Here is a 12,986-nt window from a genome sequence, read left to right on the forward strand (position 1 = left end):
TCAGAAAAAATAATTTTTATCACGACGTGAACACCTCAACTCCGCTTTCAAATTTTAGATAAACGAAACTACCGCTTGTCTAAATTGTCTCACATTCGAAATGAGATTCATGTAGTTACCTTAGCCCATTCATTATCAAGCGCATGTCTGCCATTAAATCCTCATCAAGCAAATTTGTTAGGAATATACTTCTCTCTACAATCTTCTATCTGCTAACAGTCAGGACTTTTCTTTCGCATTTCTCTCTGCAAGCGACTTAAATAACTCTCCCGCCTTTTCTACTTCCTCCTTGGTCATATCCTCACGAAGCATATCCTTGATCTTTTCAATAGTTTTATCTGCTTGTTTATCGCTCATTATTAATCCGCCTGATTAAATTATTATTTAACATCAAAATAATCAAACAGAGGTTTAAATTGCTCTTTTACTTTCTCAAAAGGGAAATTGTTTGTCATCCACACAATGTTCGTTGTAATATGATTTACAATTACAACCGTTAGTTTATCTTGCTGCTTTATTGTACACAAAAAATCATAAATCTTACTATGAGGAATCTCGCATTCTAAATTGATGTCGGGTTCTATATCAAATCCCCAAATCAAATTAATGCCTTCCATATAAGCCTTTGCGCCCATCGGCACAGTATCTTCGATTGTTTTGCCTTTAAGCGGTTCGTAAAGCCACTCTTCTCCCTTAACAACGAAAATATACTCCTTTTTGCCGTCAGGAAGTGTACCAATAACTGGAGTCATTGAATTAGTCGGAGCATCTGCTATAACTTCTCCGTACCCCTCCTTTAACCACCGCTCAAACATCTTTACGTTAAAATTCTGTCTCAATGAAGACACCTTCTTTTCTCTTATAAAATCTCCGATTTATTTCAACTACTGATGCAATCTTCGTACTAGATGCACTACCATCTCATAATCTTCCGCTGATAGTTTGCTAATTAGAATTTCTATTTCCGAGTCAATCAATCTCGGCAATTTCGCCTCATCAGCCAACAACAGCCAATCAATCGAAACATTTAACTTAGTAGCAATTGACACTAGTTGCTCTAAATTCGGCTCAGATGCACCAGATTCCCATTTTGAAATTGTAGAGTTATCAGCATAAAGAAACTCACCTAATTGTGCTTGAGTTAGTCCATTCAAATTTCTTAAATGCTTTAATCGAACTCCAAATGAATCCATAAACTCTCCTTTTGATACAATCAGTTTCTTATCTTCGTGCAATTATTGATAAGTATTGATGCACCATGCAATCGACCGTAATCTACAATTGTGAAGTAATCAGCATTTTCAATGGTCGCAGCCTTCACATCATAGATTTCTCCCCTAAGAGTGTTCAAGCCATCCCTAGTAACTTTAACCTTAAATGTATTAGGCTCCACTTTATCACCTCTTAGAATCCGTTTTTTAATGGTAACTACTAGCAACTCGTTCAGACATTAGTCCAATGTACCCTACTTCTTTATGTTTAAGATAGTAGCAGCGGTCAATTGCGTCATATTTCTTTGTGATCTCATTGCGTTCCAAAAATTCATCGTATCCTTCAATTGGTTCTTCAAGAAGGCATTGTTTAATATCTGCTTGAAGTTTATGTGTTTTAATCTTCTCCACTTTATAAACATCGAGCAATTTGAAAAACTCTTGGTTAATTGATACTCTCATACAAAAATCCACTCCTATCCTTTGAAATCAGACCTTCATTACCCTTCTTCTCACTCTAAACTGACTCCGATCAAACACTGGTGTTACTTCGCCAAAACTCGATGAGATAGATCCACCGTTAACATGAAACACATCGCCATCCCACATACGAATGTAGCCCCAATGTCCAAAATAGTCTGATTCTTTATCCGTGATATGAACTTCTCTGTTAATCATATTTTCTGGTTTCACATCTCTCACCGCCTCATACAATTAGATTTTCATTCCCTAACCTCTTCAATTTCCTCATTTGGAATACTTAGAATCGCCCTGATTTCATTTAGCTGCTTCTCATTCAACAACTGTACGCCTCGTTCAAATCGGGCGTAGTGGATGTAATTCAGCCCCAATACATCGGCAATATCTTTTTGAGTAAGATTGTGTGATTTTCGTATTGACTTAAGGTTCTTAATGCGAAAGCGAATCGTCTCACTTTTCTCATACTTTCTCTTCTCTCGGTCATTCTCCAGCTCGGAGTAATTCTTTTCAAGTTGTTCGTATTTCTTTCGTAAATCAAGTAGTTCCTGAACAACCTGTTCATATTCACCCTTACTCTTATTAAAATACCTCGCATTTCCACTTTCGTCTCGATATTGAATTATTTCTTCAACGGACACATCTAAAATTGAGCAAAACCTATCTAGCACATCGAATCGGATAGGTTCATCCTTGTTTATCTTTGCAACAGTCGATGATGAGAACCCTCCTTCTTTTATGAGATCGGTCAGTTTAATTCCCTTATAATCAAGCAAATTTCTTAGTGGTTCGTATGTTAGCACCTTTAGTTCACCTCTGACTATATATTAACATATTCGCATTCGTAAAGCAAACATATAATTTAATCGACATTTTTTCTTAACTAATACGAACATGTGTTTGCATATATTTGAACGTCATGTTAGAATTAATTCACCGCTAATCCACATATTATTACATAAATCGGGAGATGGTAACGTGAGTCAGAAAATGTATCAAGTGTATGGATGTTTGACTTTGCCGCTTGTCTTCAACATTAAAGATGAATCCGAACAAGCGGCAATAGAGTATGCAGAACGAATATTTAACTCGTCAAACATATTACGGATTGAAATGGATCTGGAGAGTAAAGATAACAAACACCATTTAATAATAGCGGACACATTTGATTTCTCTTGGTTTGAAGCGGAATCAAAGTAAACCACTCCCGACCTACACTATTCAGTGTAGGTTTTTACATTAGAGTGTCTGAAACGGTATGTTTGAAGTTAAACCACAATTCAGGATCGATGTAGTGTCCCAACTTATCTCGTATGCTTAAATGTAGGTGCGTACCAAAAGATCGCCCTGAGCAGCCACACAACCCAATTACATCACCCTTCTCAATTATATCGCCTACATTGGTTTTCAGAGCGCTCAAATGTCCAAATATAAGACGGAATCCATCGCCCGTTTTGATCATTACCGCATTCCCCAGACCTTCATGTAGGCCATTGTCGTGAGTTATCTTTGATACTACGCCGTTTACTGGCGAATGAATTTCTGTACCATCACTACAGGCAAAATCAATACCTTTATGCAGGTGCGAATGAGTTCCATCTATTGCTCCGTATCTTGTTGTAACTGTTCCTAGTGGTGATACAAGTATCTTGATCGTAACAAACTTGCTCATGCTGCTCACCTCATGATGATTAATAAAACAAGACTTCAATGACATTTACTAGACATATATTCTTTCTTCCACGTCACTCTTTTATTGTTATCCATCTCAGTTACTATTACCCATCCATCATTATGCATTGGTATCGCATTCTGTAGATAGTCTTGAAAATCTTTGTATTCGACAATCCGAATTTCTAATAAAACTAGCCATCAGTATTCATCCTCCAAGACTAAATTTATAGGAAAATCAATAATTGTCATTATGTTTTACACGATCATTCGCATTTACAAAATTGACATATGGATTAGTTCTGTACAGTTCGCGCAAATATGCATCAACGCAATGATTTATTTCATCTCCAGTTTCATCAAGTCCATTATAGGAAGTTAAACAGATCGAATAATACTTGGAAAGTAGGTTAACTGCACTGGTGATTTCATCAGTTCTAATTTTAAATTCTTTGATTACAGGTTCTCCTGCAATCCCCGTCGTGCAATCATAAGTTGCAAAAATTTCACCATTCTTCACAATGGCCTTGCCTCTAGGAGAAAGGCCAACATATTGTGTAAATTGTGCCATTCTAATCATCTCCTGAATTTATACTGTAACAAAATGCTCACAGTGTGCTTTATATTTGTGATACACGTCCAGTACCACTTTTGTATCGCGAGACTTAGGCTTAACGCGCTGCACCCAACTATCATCCTTTTGAAGCAACTCCAAAAGGTCTTGTTGAACATATGTCAATTTAATTCCTAGTACTTCTTGTGCGTATTTGATTGCGTCCATTTCTATATCTATCTCCTTATTTTATATTACTGAGCAATTGCCATTTTAGAATTCACTTTTGTCAGTATCTCTCGAATCTTTCGTTGTTCGGAAATTACATCAATCACCTCTTCTTTTGCAAGTTGCGACGAATACTCAGCTACTTTCCTGTAATAAAAATCGAGAGCAAATCCAGATAACTGATCTAATTGAACTACCTCATCAAGATTGTTATCGTAAATCTCAGTGGTGTATGATTGTTTACCTGTGCACGTGAAAGTAATTGTTAGATCGTCGTAAATGTATGATGAAGATAGAATGCTTTCGATATCCCCTGCTGTTATGTATTGACTGTTCGATTTAATAAGGTTGTAAAGATAGTCACGTTCAATAAAACGAAATCTTATTTGTTTTTTCATTTTAAACACGCCTCCAATTCTTTAACTTCAGGGTTTGAATATTGCTTATCAAATTCTTCCCATCTTCCGCAATCCATACATTCCATCGCTAAAACTTCATTCCATGCAATCACTTTACCATAAGTGCATTTGCAAACTTTGCATTCAAATTGTATCTTCAGCACAGCAATTCATCGCCTTTCGTTATGTATTGAAATTCACTTTTCAATGGTTTTCAATGCCGATTTAAGCCGATTTAAATTCTTTAATTTTAATCCTTGTTGCTTCTCCTCCCCTAATATGTTTTACTGCATTATGGTAATCCAAGTGCTGTCTGATTCGTATGTATAGTTCTGGGTTAATAATGCGAAGACGTTCTTCTACATCTTTATGTACAGTGCTTTTAGAAACATTCATTATTTCGGCAGTTTCTCTGATTGTTAACCTTTCTTCAAGAATTCTAATCGCGGTGTTCAATACTCTATTCTTAATTTTTTGATTAACCTTCATTTGACTTGTTATCATGAATATTCGTCTCCAGTTTTTATTATTATTTTTGGGTATTCGGATTTTATGGTGGAACACTAACATCGGAATTTCCATTTATCTCTCTGCTGCCATTTACCGTTTATATAATGGAGTCCCTTTGTGTTAGTTGATCTATCCAATGGAATAAAGCAAAAATGAACGCCGTCATTAAATTCAATGACAATAGTCTCATCGTCAGCCCAAGCATCGGGATATGAGGAAATATGATTTAAGCGAAATGCTTCAGGATTAGCAAGTAATGCTGTGATATTGCCTTTTTCTACCCAATCCAGATATCGAAATCCATCAAGCGATTGTTTCAAGAAAGAATCAAGTGCAAGAAGATGTTCTTTCAAACTGCTTTCACACCTCCAAAAATGGAAAATGACTTATATCAATTCCACCATAAAATCCGCAGAGCCTTATTTTTTATAAGACTATCGAAGAATCCTTTCGACACCCTACTACAGTGTGTACGTCCTTTGAGGCTCAGCTTCAAGCAGCATATATCCTTTTTCCTCTTCATCTTTCACCGCTTCCTCACAATATGCAATGACTCCCCAAAAACGATCAGGATATTCTGGTTCAAGTTGTCCAGGAAATACTTCATAATACTTTATGTCTTGAGAAGTGCCATTGCACCTACAAAACATACCACCTTGACAATTTTTCATCTTCGTTTTCACCCCTTGTTATTAGGTAGTAAAATATTCATTTTATTTCATTATAGTCTTCGCAAATGCAAATGTCAACAATATTTTTCGATATTTTAGTTTGATTTCTAGAAAAAAGAAAACCGCTCGACCCACGCTGGATCAGCAGTTATTTAGGGATATTTTTGTATAACAACTGAAACCATGACGTACCTTAAACCTTAAATAGCATTACCTTCTTGTTTCCAATTCGAACACTTGCCTTACGAGTTCTTTCCGCTTCAGTTAGTATAGATAAAGCATCGCGAACGCCAATTTTCTCAAAGAATATTCTAATGTCTTCCTTGTTCAGCAGACCCTCTGTTCCGCCCCAAATCTTATATGCCACAATCAACATCTCCTTTTTTATTTATGTAGTCACTAAAAGTTCTTGATTAGCCAAGTCAATGACACCAGTAGATATCATTAGAGCCGTATTTACTTTCATCATATCTGTCTTATCTAAACTTGCTATTTTATAATAGTCTAATCGGTCTTTATCAACGGTGCGAATTTGCTCCAATAGTACAACCGAATCTTTTTCAATATTATATTTATCTTTTGTTATTTCGACATGAGTTTTTAATTTTGCTTTATGAAATTGACCTGTTATGGCTGCTACGATAACTGTAGGGCTATAACGATTTCCAATGTCATTTTGAATAACAAGGACTGGTCGCAGGCCGCCTTGCTCTGATCCTGTGACTGGCGACAAATCAGCTAAGTAAATGTCACCTCGTTTAATAAAACTATTCATCAATCTCACTCCTACTCGATTCTATATATTTTAGTTATGGATTCAGATATTGTACGTCATCTACTCCTTAGTCTAGAGCGATCTTTTACTATTTTTGTTTCATCCTTTGACTAAAGTATAGTCAAATTACCTTACACTAACAAGCGAACATACGTTTCAAATTTAAATAAATTATAAAAAGTCAAGACCAATTTTTTCGGAGAAAATTATTGCGCGGTTTGACGTAATAATTTACGTTGACAATTCTTTAAATTTATGATAAGTCTACTAATCAAATATATTTTACTCCTCTTAATTTATGCTTATACTATGTTTAAAAACGAAACAATTGGAGATTTTTTAAAAGAATATTATAAGACAATACGTTTTTGAATAGGATAAAGATGACATATTAACCAATACTGAACGAAGGAAACTGAAGGTAGTGGAAAAGTATATGGGGGCGCATTTATGGTTTGATTGGACGTAGATTTAAAAGGGGATAGGTATGATTGCATAGCGTTTTACGAGGAAACAGTGATCAATACATAAGATTTTAAGGGTATTCGGATTTTATAGTGGAGAAGGGCTTATAACTCGCCCTTCTCCAATTTCTCAATCAAGGTGGAAATGTCGATACCAAGAAGTTCGCCACGCTCACGGACAACGCCTATAGGTGGCAGCTTTTCGAACATAGGGAAGTTGTAGTCTCGAATTTCGTAATCATCCATACGTTTTTAGTACTTTGGCTTACGTTCTTTTGCAAGACCTTCTGTGAAGAGCATTTTAGCTCTAAGGGCTTCAAAGGAGTATCCCCTGCCCAAACGGTTCATTACACGTATAAGGCTTACTTTGTATTCCTCCTCTATGATAAAACGTGTCTTTCATTACCTAATTATTGTTACACTAGATTAAACATGTTATAATGTACATTACTATTCGACATACCTTTTTTAAGGCCGCATACCTATCTCCTGCATAGTCATACGGCCTCTTTTTGTTATACGCCTATAAAAACTCGATTCTCTTTCTTGTACTCTTCATACAGACTTTGCAGGCCGCTAATCCTACCTTTGACCTGATCACGTTTCGCCCCTCCAGCGCCGCAATATTTACGATAAGGATCGCCCTTTTTGGTCACATTGGCGTAGTGCTGAAGAAATGGGACAACATTCTTTTCATTATTAAGAATCAATTTTACCATAGGTGGGATATTTACCTTTGTCACAAACTTATTTCGTTCGGGGAATGCTTTATAAATTACTTCATAAGCAGATGAGACCTTCTTTAAAACCTCTTGTTCAATTTCATTTTCACTGAAGAATTTTTCAATATCTCTTGTAGCAAATGAAACCCACTCGTAATCACCAGCAAGTAAAATAGATTGCAATACCGTAATTTCTCGATCCGACTTTTTAATACTGCCTTCGGGATAATGTGCCGTTATTGTGAATAATGGATCGCTGCTAACCATGCTATGAACATAGCTTTGAACGTTACTTGAAGCTGATACCAATGCCAAATGTTCGCGCGATACCGCTTTTCCGTTGTTCAGTCGGTAAAAGATTTCTTGAATTATAGCCTCTTCGTCATCCCCATCCTCAAGTTCTATAACTTTAAAACTGACGGTATAACTGTTTATCGCGTCCTGAACATCCTCATGTAACTCTGAAAACTTTTTACCCGTTAATGCATGTGTCTCACCTGTATCAAGTGTTATGTCCTCTAACTGAGTCAAAGCGTATAGGTCTCGTTTAAAATCATGAAAATTAGTTAGGCGTTGTTTGCCATCAATTACATCATACACGTTTATTGTTCTGTCCTCTACTTCTTTTTGATATTTAATAACATAAATGTCAGGTACGAACATTCTCAATGTGGAGTCAATGAGCAAAGACTTGTCTTCCACCTTCCATTGTCCTGCTGGTCGTTGTAGCGGATTATCGAAAGTAATCGTCCCTTTTTCGATCATTGTGCATATCTGTTTTATACTCCATGCAATTGTGCTACGCTTCATATATTTCACACTCCCAATTAATTGTTGTTATATTCGCCATTTCTTAGTCAAATCCTTTTATATTCGATTAGAACATCTTTCAATTCTTGTACCTCATGTAGCTCGTACCATCCTTTTAAACGTGGCAGTTTATAAAGGATCTTTCCATTCATATATTTTGCTTTTAATCCATCCATAGATATTACCTCCATATCAATACTTTGCCTTATTGTATGTATTATTACGTTTCTGCTTATTTTCTCTCGATCTTTTGCTGCGGTACAGAATCAAGACTATAAGCAGATCTATAGATAGCCAGCAAATAAGGACTTCTAACCATAACGGCAATAGTTTCACCTCATTTCAATTTGTTGGATCTATCCTTAAGTTCATCCAGTCTCAAATCTCTTTCAAGATTTACCATTGCTTCTCTTGCCCATACTCCAATTAACTCTATTCTTTTCAAATTCATTTTCTTATCAATATATTTTCTTTCTGTAATACGAATATAACCGTCGATTTTCTCCAATAAATCCTTAGCATGTTCATTTGTAATATTCTTTAAGTCTATTTTATTGATGATTTCAGATAAGATGAATTTGCCTTTAACCTTAATATGATCAGCACTATTGCTTAAGACTGTTACAATATCAATATTTATATTATTGTCTTTAGATATGATAATAAGACTTTCCTTAGCTAACTCTAGTGCTGTAATCAACTTATTTTCAAGAATAATTATTTTTCTTTTTAAAATATCTTTATTGCAGGTGGTTTTGTCTTTTATAATAGTATCTTCTTCAAAAACCGTTTCGTCTCCAGAATCAATTCTATCCCTAATTTCTACAACTTTATTCATTACTTCTTGTCTTATGTTCGGCCTTGCCTCTCCTTCAAATATCTTAAAGTTTCTCCACCCTCTGATGGTCGCCGTAAACCGTCTTACGTTGCTGTTGTTCTCATTATAACTCTCTGTTATTACGGCTCCTGCAACCCATTTATGACGAGAGATAACATTCCACTGTTTCATTTCGACCCTCCTCTCTCTCTGTATGAATCCCTTATTTCATTTGTTAAATAAATCTATTAATAATTTCACCAAGTTGTTCATGATCAATTTCTTCTTGACTGTTAATCATCGCTTCATTTTCATAGTTTTATTTATAGCCCTGTTATGAAATTCTGATTTCGTTAAATATCTTACGAGTGCATCGGCTGCACTCGTACTTTTTTGATCTAGCCTTTAATATACTAAGCGAAAATCGTTATAATCGACGGAATCAAAACCATGTTTATCCAAGAATGCCGCCTCATCGAATCCAATGAGGCGAAGCGCCTCGTCAACTGTTATCGAACCATTCGTAACAACTTCTCCGACAAGAACTTCTTTGTAATAAATTTTTATAATCGATCATCCCTTCTAATTTATTTTGAAAATTCCTCGTTTAATGCTTCAAGCATAAGTCTGGCATCGTCCTGAAGGTCGACACCATTGATATGTCTTATTACGTCCTCTATGACTTCTGAGTCATACTCTTTTTTGAGCTCGAACAACTTGTCTTCAAGTTGTTGATGAAGGTTTAATGTGGTCCACCACCATTCATAATTTTCTTTTGACACTATATAAGCGTCTAGTTCTTCATCGTATACAAACTGATCTAAGCCGCCAAAGTTGCCGATCAGTTCGTTTTCAAAGTGTTGTCCGGTTTTAGGATCAGTCAAGCTTAAGAAGTCATATTCGCCAGTTTCTCGGATATAAACTCTCATGGCCATGATAACCACCCTTTCGCTTCATCCACTATCTACATCTTATCGTTTTCTTACTGTTTCTGTCTCCCTTTCTTTAATTTAATTATATCACAACTAATTTTGCATGTAAATATGTTTATGTAAAATTAGTTTCCTCTCTGGGGTCTTTTTTTCTCCGCATACGCTTCCAATTCTTCGCGTAAATACAAGCGTGTCTTTCTTTCACTTCCAAACTCGATAAAATGTTTTATATGTCCAGTTGCTACGGCTTGATTAAATGCTGATCGAGATTGTTTTGTAATGATCCGCGCCTCGTCCTGCATGACTAAGTTTTCTTTTATCCACATCTTAATCTTCTCGCTACCAATTATACTATCCATTATCAAGTTCCTCCAGGTAGGGCTTATGATATTTTTCTTCTGCCTCCAAGCGTAATTTATATGCTTCTTCGGCAGTCGCTCTATCGCCAAGATATATTCTTTTGCCTTTTATTGTTAGTACTGCTCGATATATGACATTTCCCTTTTTGTCTCTACATTTAGTCACCCCTTTATAGCCGGAACTATTATTGCGATTCTTCTTCCTTTTCAAATTTGTCGTTAGCACACCTTCAACGGCAGATTGTTTTATGACTCCCATGCCAATTTTCGAAGTTTCTTTTTTTAGGCATCCACACGAACGGATTCTTTTTAATGTCAATTGGGATGTCGAAACAATCTTCCTTTTGCCGCACGTGCATTCACACATCCAACGCACCCGATAATCATTGGTTTTGATATCAGATTTTCCGATAACTTTAAGATGCCCAAATGTCTGATCGGTAAGGTCTTTGTACCTTCCTTTCCCGCCCATATCGCATCACTTCCTCCTATCCTATGGTTAATAAAAGACTGGTTTCATTTGGGAGTCCGAAGACTCCCGCTGTTATATATGGCTGCTGTTATGCGTAAAAGTAGGAATATTCTTCAATTACCTTTGCCTTCTCCTCAGTCGCCAATGCTTCAAATTCTTCTACATGCATTCTATAATCGTTCACCAACCACTCATTAAAATCTTTCTGTTCGTCATTCATTATAATCCGCTCCTTTTATATTTCCATTATACTCCCATAATCCACAACAATACATCCCGAGTCACGCGTTATTGACAATTCAATACATGATTTTTCAGAATGTGCTGATAAAAACCGTTAATGTGATTCCTTGCGTTCGGTTTCGTTTTGATATAAGTCTCCAGTTCATCATAAGTCATTGTTACAGCGTCTTTGTCGATATAGTCCAGGAAGTTTCCTACACGGCTTTTATACTGGAGCCAAGATGCCTTTTGTTTCGGATCGGTTTGCCAATCGGGATATTTGTCGTTTCGAAACGTCTCAAAATATGTATTATTGACTTCTTCCATGTGGAATGTTTTATATTGATTCTGCCATGCTTGAACCATTTTTTCGGTTACTGCCATTGTTAACCGCTCCTTTGTGCTACACTCCCATAATACCATGTTTGCCGATATTATGGGAGTGTGCTGTTGTTGACTGTTAAATATTAAATAGGATTATGCCAGACAACATTTTTGTAAATACTATAAATTTCTTTTACTTCGTCCATACTTTCAGCGTTCGTCATCATTTCCATGACATGAGACTGAAGCAACGATCCGCGCAAATGGATATTTTTATATCCTGCATATTCGCTTTGGAATCGCTTTAATTCTGCCATAATTTCTTTTTCAAATTCGCTTTTTTGGTTTTGTTTCTGCTTGTTGTTATGTTGGCTTTTAGGTAAGAAGTCTTTCATGCTCAATTCTACAGGTTTACCAGACAGTAAAGCCGATTTAACGTGATTGTTATACATTTGTCCTGCTACCGTTTGAGTCATTTGTTATTCCTCCACTGTTTTATTTTAATATGATAATCAAATAAGCATTTTAACGGCTGGTCTTTAGTTTAAAAATACATTCCACTTTTCCAACGCTCAAAAGTACAAAAGCCATGTTTAATCGTCGGTAGTTCATAGTAGTACCTATATAGTTCCGTATCTTTATATAACGTTTGCAATACAGTTTCAAATGCTGCTTTTCGTTGATTGAACTTTTCTTTGTTGTTTCCATACCATGTAAGAATATCATTAGGCCGTAATAAAAAGTTCATTGCTATATTACAAAGTGCTTCATAACTTTTCTTGCTTAATCTTTCTATATCACTATTTGCAATTTTTATATTATTCATTAAAATTAACCTCCAATTATTTTATTATTTAGAACTTAAAATGAGTATTTCAAGGGGGATTTCTCCCCCTCATTTCTATTCTTGAATCATGTGAGCGTTTAGCACATGTCCTTTACTTACTGGCTTATAGTTCTCGTAAAACCATTGCTTATCTACTGCCGATCCGAATCCTTTAACTTGCATGAACACTTGTGAATCGTTACACTCTTCAGCTACCACTACTGCACCTGTCGTAATGTTCTTATACTTTTTCATCTCGATCATCTCCTCTTTTGCTTATACATAATTATAACATGCACTTAATTACATGTAAATAAAAACTTTTACCGAATCCGTTTATTTTTTGCGTATGCTTCGAGATCCGATCTTAGATATAACCTTGTCTTGCGTAATTCTCCAAACTCTACAAAAGGAAGTATGTTGCCTGTAGCTACAGATTGATTAAACCCTGATACTGATTGGCCTGTAATAGTTCGAGCTTCGTCCTGCAAAACTAAATTGTTTTGAATCCATTGCTTGATATCTTCGCTGTTCATTTTCGTAT

Annotated in this window: 26 protein-coding genes and 1 pseudogene; 1 reads left to right on the forward strand and 26 read right to left on the reverse strand. The window is 35.9% G+C overall.

Features of this window, described 5'->3' with window-relative positions; all coding sequences use genetic code 11:
• Positions 1 to 219 precede the first annotated feature (219 nt).
• From PXY01_RS22205 to PXY01_RS01315, 5 genes are all read right to left on the reverse strand, one after another.
• Positions 220 to 357, reverse strand: a complete 138-nt coding sequence (locus PXY01_RS22205; RefSeq protein WP_164744266.1) for a hypothetical protein — start codon at positions 355 to 357, stop codon at positions 220 to 222.
• 23 nt (positions 358 to 380) lie between these two features.
• Positions 381 to 839, reverse strand: a complete 459-nt coding sequence (locus PXY01_RS01295; RefSeq protein ID WP_127566466.1) for a hypothetical protein — start codon at positions 837 to 839, stop codon at positions 381 to 383.
• A gap of 45 nt (positions 840 to 884) precedes the next feature.
• Positions 885 to 1,193 (reverse strand): helix-turn-helix domain-containing protein, encoded by a 309-nt coding sequence (locus tag PXY01_RS01300; protein WP_127566468.1) that lies wholly within the window; start codon positions 1,191 to 1,193, stop codon positions 885 to 887.
• 225 nt (positions 1,194 to 1,418) lie between these two features.
• Positions 1,419 to 1,673 (reverse strand): hypothetical protein, encoded by a 255-nt coding sequence (locus PXY01_RS01305; protein WP_127566470.1) that lies wholly within the window; start codon positions 1,671 to 1,673, stop codon positions 1,419 to 1,421.
• Between the two features lie 260 nt (positions 1,674 to 1,933).
• Positions 1,934 to 2,491, reverse strand: coding sequence for a helix-turn-helix transcriptional regulator (locus PXY01_RS01315; protein ID WP_127566473.1), 558 nt, complete (start codon positions 2,489 to 2,491; stop codon positions 1,934 to 1,936).
• 175 nt (positions 2,492 to 2,666) lie between these two features.
• Between PXY01_RS01315 and PXY01_RS01320 the strand changes: the two genes are divergently transcribed.
• Complete coding sequence (locus PXY01_RS01320) at positions 2,667 to 2,888, forward strand: hypothetical protein (RefSeq protein WP_127566475.1); 222 nt, start codon at positions 2,667 to 2,669, stop codon at positions 2,886 to 2,888.
• A gap of 34 nt (positions 2,889 to 2,922) precedes the next feature.
• Here the strand turns inward: PXY01_RS01320 and PXY01_RS01325 are convergent, their stop codons facing one another.
• From PXY01_RS01325 to PXY01_RS01415, 21 genes and pseudogenes are all read right to left on the reverse strand, one after another.
• Positions 2,923 to 3,360, reverse strand: a complete 438-nt coding sequence (locus PXY01_RS01325; RefSeq protein WP_164744267.1) for a M23 family metallopeptidase — start codon at positions 3,358 to 3,360, stop codon at positions 2,923 to 2,925.
• A gap of 237 nt (positions 3,361 to 3,597) precedes the next feature.
• Positions 3,598 to 3,930: a hypothetical protein gene (locus PXY01_RS01330; protein ID WP_127566479.1), complete on the reverse strand. Its 333-nt coding sequence runs from the start codon at positions 3,928 to 3,930 to the stop codon at positions 3,598 to 3,600.
• 18 nt (positions 3,931 to 3,948) lie between these two features.
• Positions 3,949 to 4,140, reverse strand: a complete 192-nt coding sequence (locus tag PXY01_RS01335) for a hypothetical protein (protein ID WP_127566481.1) — start codon at positions 4,138 to 4,140, stop codon at positions 3,949 to 3,951.
• Between the two features lie 26 nt (positions 4,141 to 4,166).
• Complete coding sequence (locus tag PXY01_RS01340; protein WP_127566483.1) at positions 4,167 to 4,538, reverse strand: hypothetical protein; 372 nt, start codon at positions 4,536 to 4,538, stop codon at positions 4,167 to 4,169.
• A gap of 225 nt (positions 4,539 to 4,763) precedes the next feature.
• Positions 4,764 to 5,042 carry a sporulation transcriptional regulator SpoIIID gene (locus PXY01_RS01345; RefSeq protein WP_373864264.1) on the reverse strand — a complete coding sequence of 93 codons (279 nt, stop codon included), beginning with the start codon at positions 5,040 to 5,042 and terminating at the stop codon, positions 4,764 to 4,766.
• A 59-nt stretch (positions 5,043 to 5,101) separates the two neighbouring features.
• Positions 5,102 to 5,401 (reverse strand): SMP domain-containing protein, encoded by a 300-nt coding sequence (locus tag PXY01_RS01350; protein ID WP_127566485.1) that lies wholly within the window; start codon positions 5,399 to 5,401, stop codon positions 5,102 to 5,104.
• 108 nt (positions 5,402 to 5,509) lie between these two features.
• Positions 5,510 to 5,719 (reverse strand): hypothetical protein, encoded by a 210-nt coding sequence (locus PXY01_RS01355; protein WP_127566487.1) that lies wholly within the window; start codon positions 5,717 to 5,719, stop codon positions 5,510 to 5,512.
• A 193-nt stretch (positions 5,720 to 5,912) separates the two neighbouring features.
• Positions 5,913 to 6,086: a hypothetical protein gene (locus PXY01_RS22210; protein WP_164744268.1), complete on the reverse strand. Its 174-nt coding sequence runs from the start codon at positions 6,084 to 6,086 to the stop codon at positions 5,913 to 5,915.
• A 21-nt stretch (positions 6,087 to 6,107) separates the two neighbouring features.
• Entirely contained in the window at positions 6,108 to 6,494 is a 387-nt protein-coding gene (locus PXY01_RS01360) for a type II toxin-antitoxin system PemK/MazF family toxin (RefSeq protein WP_127566489.1), read from the reverse strand.
• 569 nt (positions 6,495 to 7,063) lie between these two features.
• Positions 7,064 to 7,321 (reverse strand): annotated as a pseudogene (locus PXY01_RS23235) (ISL3 family transposase); the annotation flags it as partial.
• Positions 7,322 to 7,473: 152 nt separating this feature from the next.
• Positions 7,474 to 8,490 carry a DUF262 domain-containing protein gene (locus PXY01_RS22685; protein WP_246027756.1) on the reverse strand — a complete coding sequence of 339 codons (1,017 nt, stop codon included), beginning with the start codon at positions 8,488 to 8,490 and terminating at the stop codon, positions 7,474 to 7,476.
• Between the two features lie 337 nt (positions 8,491 to 8,827).
• Positions 8,828 to 9,499 carry a hypothetical protein gene (locus tag PXY01_RS01375; RefSeq protein WP_127566491.1) on the reverse strand — a complete coding sequence of 224 codons (672 nt, stop codon included), beginning with the start codon at positions 9,497 to 9,499 and terminating at the stop codon, positions 8,828 to 8,830.
• Positions 9,500 to 9,894: 395 nt separating this feature from the next.
• Positions 9,895 to 10,242, reverse strand: a complete 348-nt coding sequence (locus PXY01_RS01380) for a regulatory protein RecX (protein WP_127566493.1) — start codon at positions 10,240 to 10,242, stop codon at positions 9,895 to 9,897.
• A gap of 122 nt (positions 10,243 to 10,364) precedes the next feature.
• Positions 10,365 to 10,598, reverse strand: a complete 234-nt coding sequence (locus PXY01_RS01385) for a hypothetical protein (protein WP_246027757.1) — start codon at positions 10,596 to 10,598, stop codon at positions 10,365 to 10,367.
• Positions 10,591 to 11,070 carry an HNH endonuclease gene (locus tag PXY01_RS01390; protein ID WP_127566495.1) on the reverse strand — a complete coding sequence of 160 codons (480 nt, stop codon included), beginning with the start codon at positions 11,068 to 11,070 and terminating at the stop codon, positions 10,591 to 10,593. The genes PXY01_RS01385 and PXY01_RS01390 overlap by 8 nt, the downstream gene beginning before the upstream one ends.
• A gap of 88 nt (positions 11,071 to 11,158) precedes the next feature.
• Positions 11,159 to 11,290: a hypothetical protein gene (locus PXY01_RS23010; RefSeq protein WP_262385109.1), complete on the reverse strand. Its 132-nt coding sequence runs from the start codon at positions 11,288 to 11,290 to the stop codon at positions 11,159 to 11,161.
• A 68-nt stretch (positions 11,291 to 11,358) separates the two neighbouring features.
• Complete coding sequence (locus tag PXY01_RS01395) at positions 11,359 to 11,676, reverse strand: hypothetical protein (RefSeq protein WP_127566497.1); 318 nt, start codon at positions 11,674 to 11,676, stop codon at positions 11,359 to 11,361.
• A gap of 83 nt (positions 11,677 to 11,759) precedes the next feature.
• Positions 11,760 to 12,092: a hypothetical protein gene (locus tag PXY01_RS01400; protein WP_127566499.1), complete on the reverse strand. Its 333-nt coding sequence runs from the start codon at positions 12,090 to 12,092 to the stop codon at positions 11,760 to 11,762.
• A 68-nt stretch (positions 12,093 to 12,160) separates the two neighbouring features.
• Entirely contained in the window at positions 12,161 to 12,442 is a 282-nt protein-coding gene (locus tag PXY01_RS01405) for a hypothetical protein (RefSeq protein ID WP_127566501.1), read from the reverse strand.
• Between the two features lie 75 nt (positions 12,443 to 12,517).
• Positions 12,518 to 12,697, reverse strand: a complete 180-nt coding sequence (locus PXY01_RS01410; RefSeq protein WP_127566503.1) for a hypothetical protein — start codon at positions 12,695 to 12,697, stop codon at positions 12,518 to 12,520.
• A 68-nt stretch (positions 12,698 to 12,765) separates the two neighbouring features.
• Positions 12,766 to 12,978: a hypothetical protein gene (locus tag PXY01_RS01415; protein ID WP_127566505.1), complete on the reverse strand. Its 213-nt coding sequence runs from the start codon at positions 12,976 to 12,978 to the stop codon at positions 12,766 to 12,768.
• Positions 12,979 to 12,986: the final 8 nt, after the last annotated feature.

The organism is Paenibacillus xylaniclasticus (assembly GCF_004001065.1).
Classification (GTDB): domain Bacteria; phylum Bacillota; class Bacilli; order Paenibacillales; family Paenibacillaceae; genus Paenibacillus_T; species Paenibacillus_T xylaniclasticus.

Bases quoted from the DNA above. Each gene is read 5' to 3' on its own strand.
- PXY01_RS22205 (WP_164744266.1), bottom strand. From the start codon at position 357: ATGAGCGATAAACAAGCAGATAAAACTATTGAAAAGATCAAGGATATG.
- PXY01_RS01300 (WP_127566468.1), bottom strand. From the start codon at position 1,193: ATGGATTCATTTGGAGTTCGATTAAAGCATTTAAGAAATTTGAATGGA.
- PXY01_RS01305 (WP_127566470.1), bottom strand. From the start codon at position 1,673: ATGAGAGTATCAATTAACCAAGAGTTTTTCAAATTGCTCGATGTTTAT.
- PXY01_RS01325 (WP_164744267.1), bottom strand. From the start codon at position 3,360: ATGAGCAAGTTTGTTACGATCAAGATACTTGTATCACCACTAGGAACA.
- PXY01_RS01330 (WP_127566479.1), bottom strand. From the start codon at position 3,930: ATGGCACAATTTACACAATATGTTGGCCTTTCTCCTAGAGGCAAGGCC.
- PXY01_RS01335 (WP_127566481.1), bottom strand. From the start codon at position 4,140: ATGGACGCAATCAAATACGCACAAGAAGTACTAGGAATTAAATTGACA.
- PXY01_RS01340 (WP_127566483.1), bottom strand. From the start codon at position 4,538: ATGAAAAAACAAATAAGATTTCGTTTTATTGAACGTGACTATCTTTAC.
- PXY01_RS01345 (WP_373864264.1), bottom strand. From the start codon at position 5,042: ATGATAACAAGTCAAATGAAGGTTAATCAAAAAATTAAGAATAGAGTA.
- PXY01_RS01355 (WP_127566487.1), bottom strand. From the start codon at position 5,719: ATGAAAAATTGTCAAGGTGGTATGTTTTGTAGGTGCAATGGCACTTCT.
- PXY01_RS01360 (WP_127566489.1), bottom strand. From the start codon at position 6,494: ATGAATAGTTTTATTAAACGAGGTGACATTTACTTAGCTGATTTGTCG.
- PXY01_RS22685 (WP_246027756.1), bottom strand. From the start codon at position 8,490: ATGAAGCGTAGCACAATTGCATGGAGTATAAAACAGATATGCACAATG.
- PXY01_RS01375 (WP_127566491.1), bottom strand. From the start codon at position 9,499: ATGAAACAGTGGAATGTTATCTCTCGTCATAAATGGGTTGCAGGAGCC.
- PXY01_RS01380 (WP_127566493.1), bottom strand. From the start codon at position 10,242: ATGGCCATGAGAGTTTATATCCGAGAAACTGGCGAATATGACTTCTTA.
- PXY01_RS01385 (WP_246027757.1), bottom strand. From the start codon at position 10,598: ATGGATAGTATAATTGGTAGCGAGAAGATTAAGATGTGGATAAAAGAA.
- PXY01_RS01390 (WP_127566495.1), bottom strand. From the start codon at position 11,070: ATGGGCGGGAAAGGAAGGTACAAAGACCTTACCGATCAGACATTTGGG.
- PXY01_RS23010 (WP_262385109.1), bottom strand. From the start codon at position 11,290: ATGAATGACGAACAGAAAGATTTTAATGAGTGGTTGGTGAACGATTAT.
- PXY01_RS01395 (WP_127566497.1), bottom strand. From the start codon at position 11,676: ATGGCAGTAACCGAAAAAATGGTTCAAGCATGGCAGAATCAATATAAA.
- PXY01_RS01400 (WP_127566499.1), bottom strand. From the start codon at position 12,092: ATGACTCAAACGGTAGCAGGACAAATGTATAACAATCACGTTAAATCG.
- PXY01_RS01405 (WP_127566501.1), bottom strand. From the start codon at position 12,442: ATGAATAATATAAAAATTGCAAATAGTGATATAGAAAGATTAAGCAAG.
- PXY01_RS01410 (WP_127566503.1), bottom strand. From the start codon at position 12,697: ATGAAAAAGTATAAGAACATTACGACAGGTGCAGTAGTGGTAGCTGAA.
- PXY01_RS01415 (WP_127566505.1), bottom strand. From the start codon at position 12,978: ATGAACAGCGAAGATATCAAGCAATGGATTCAAAACAATTTAGTTTTG.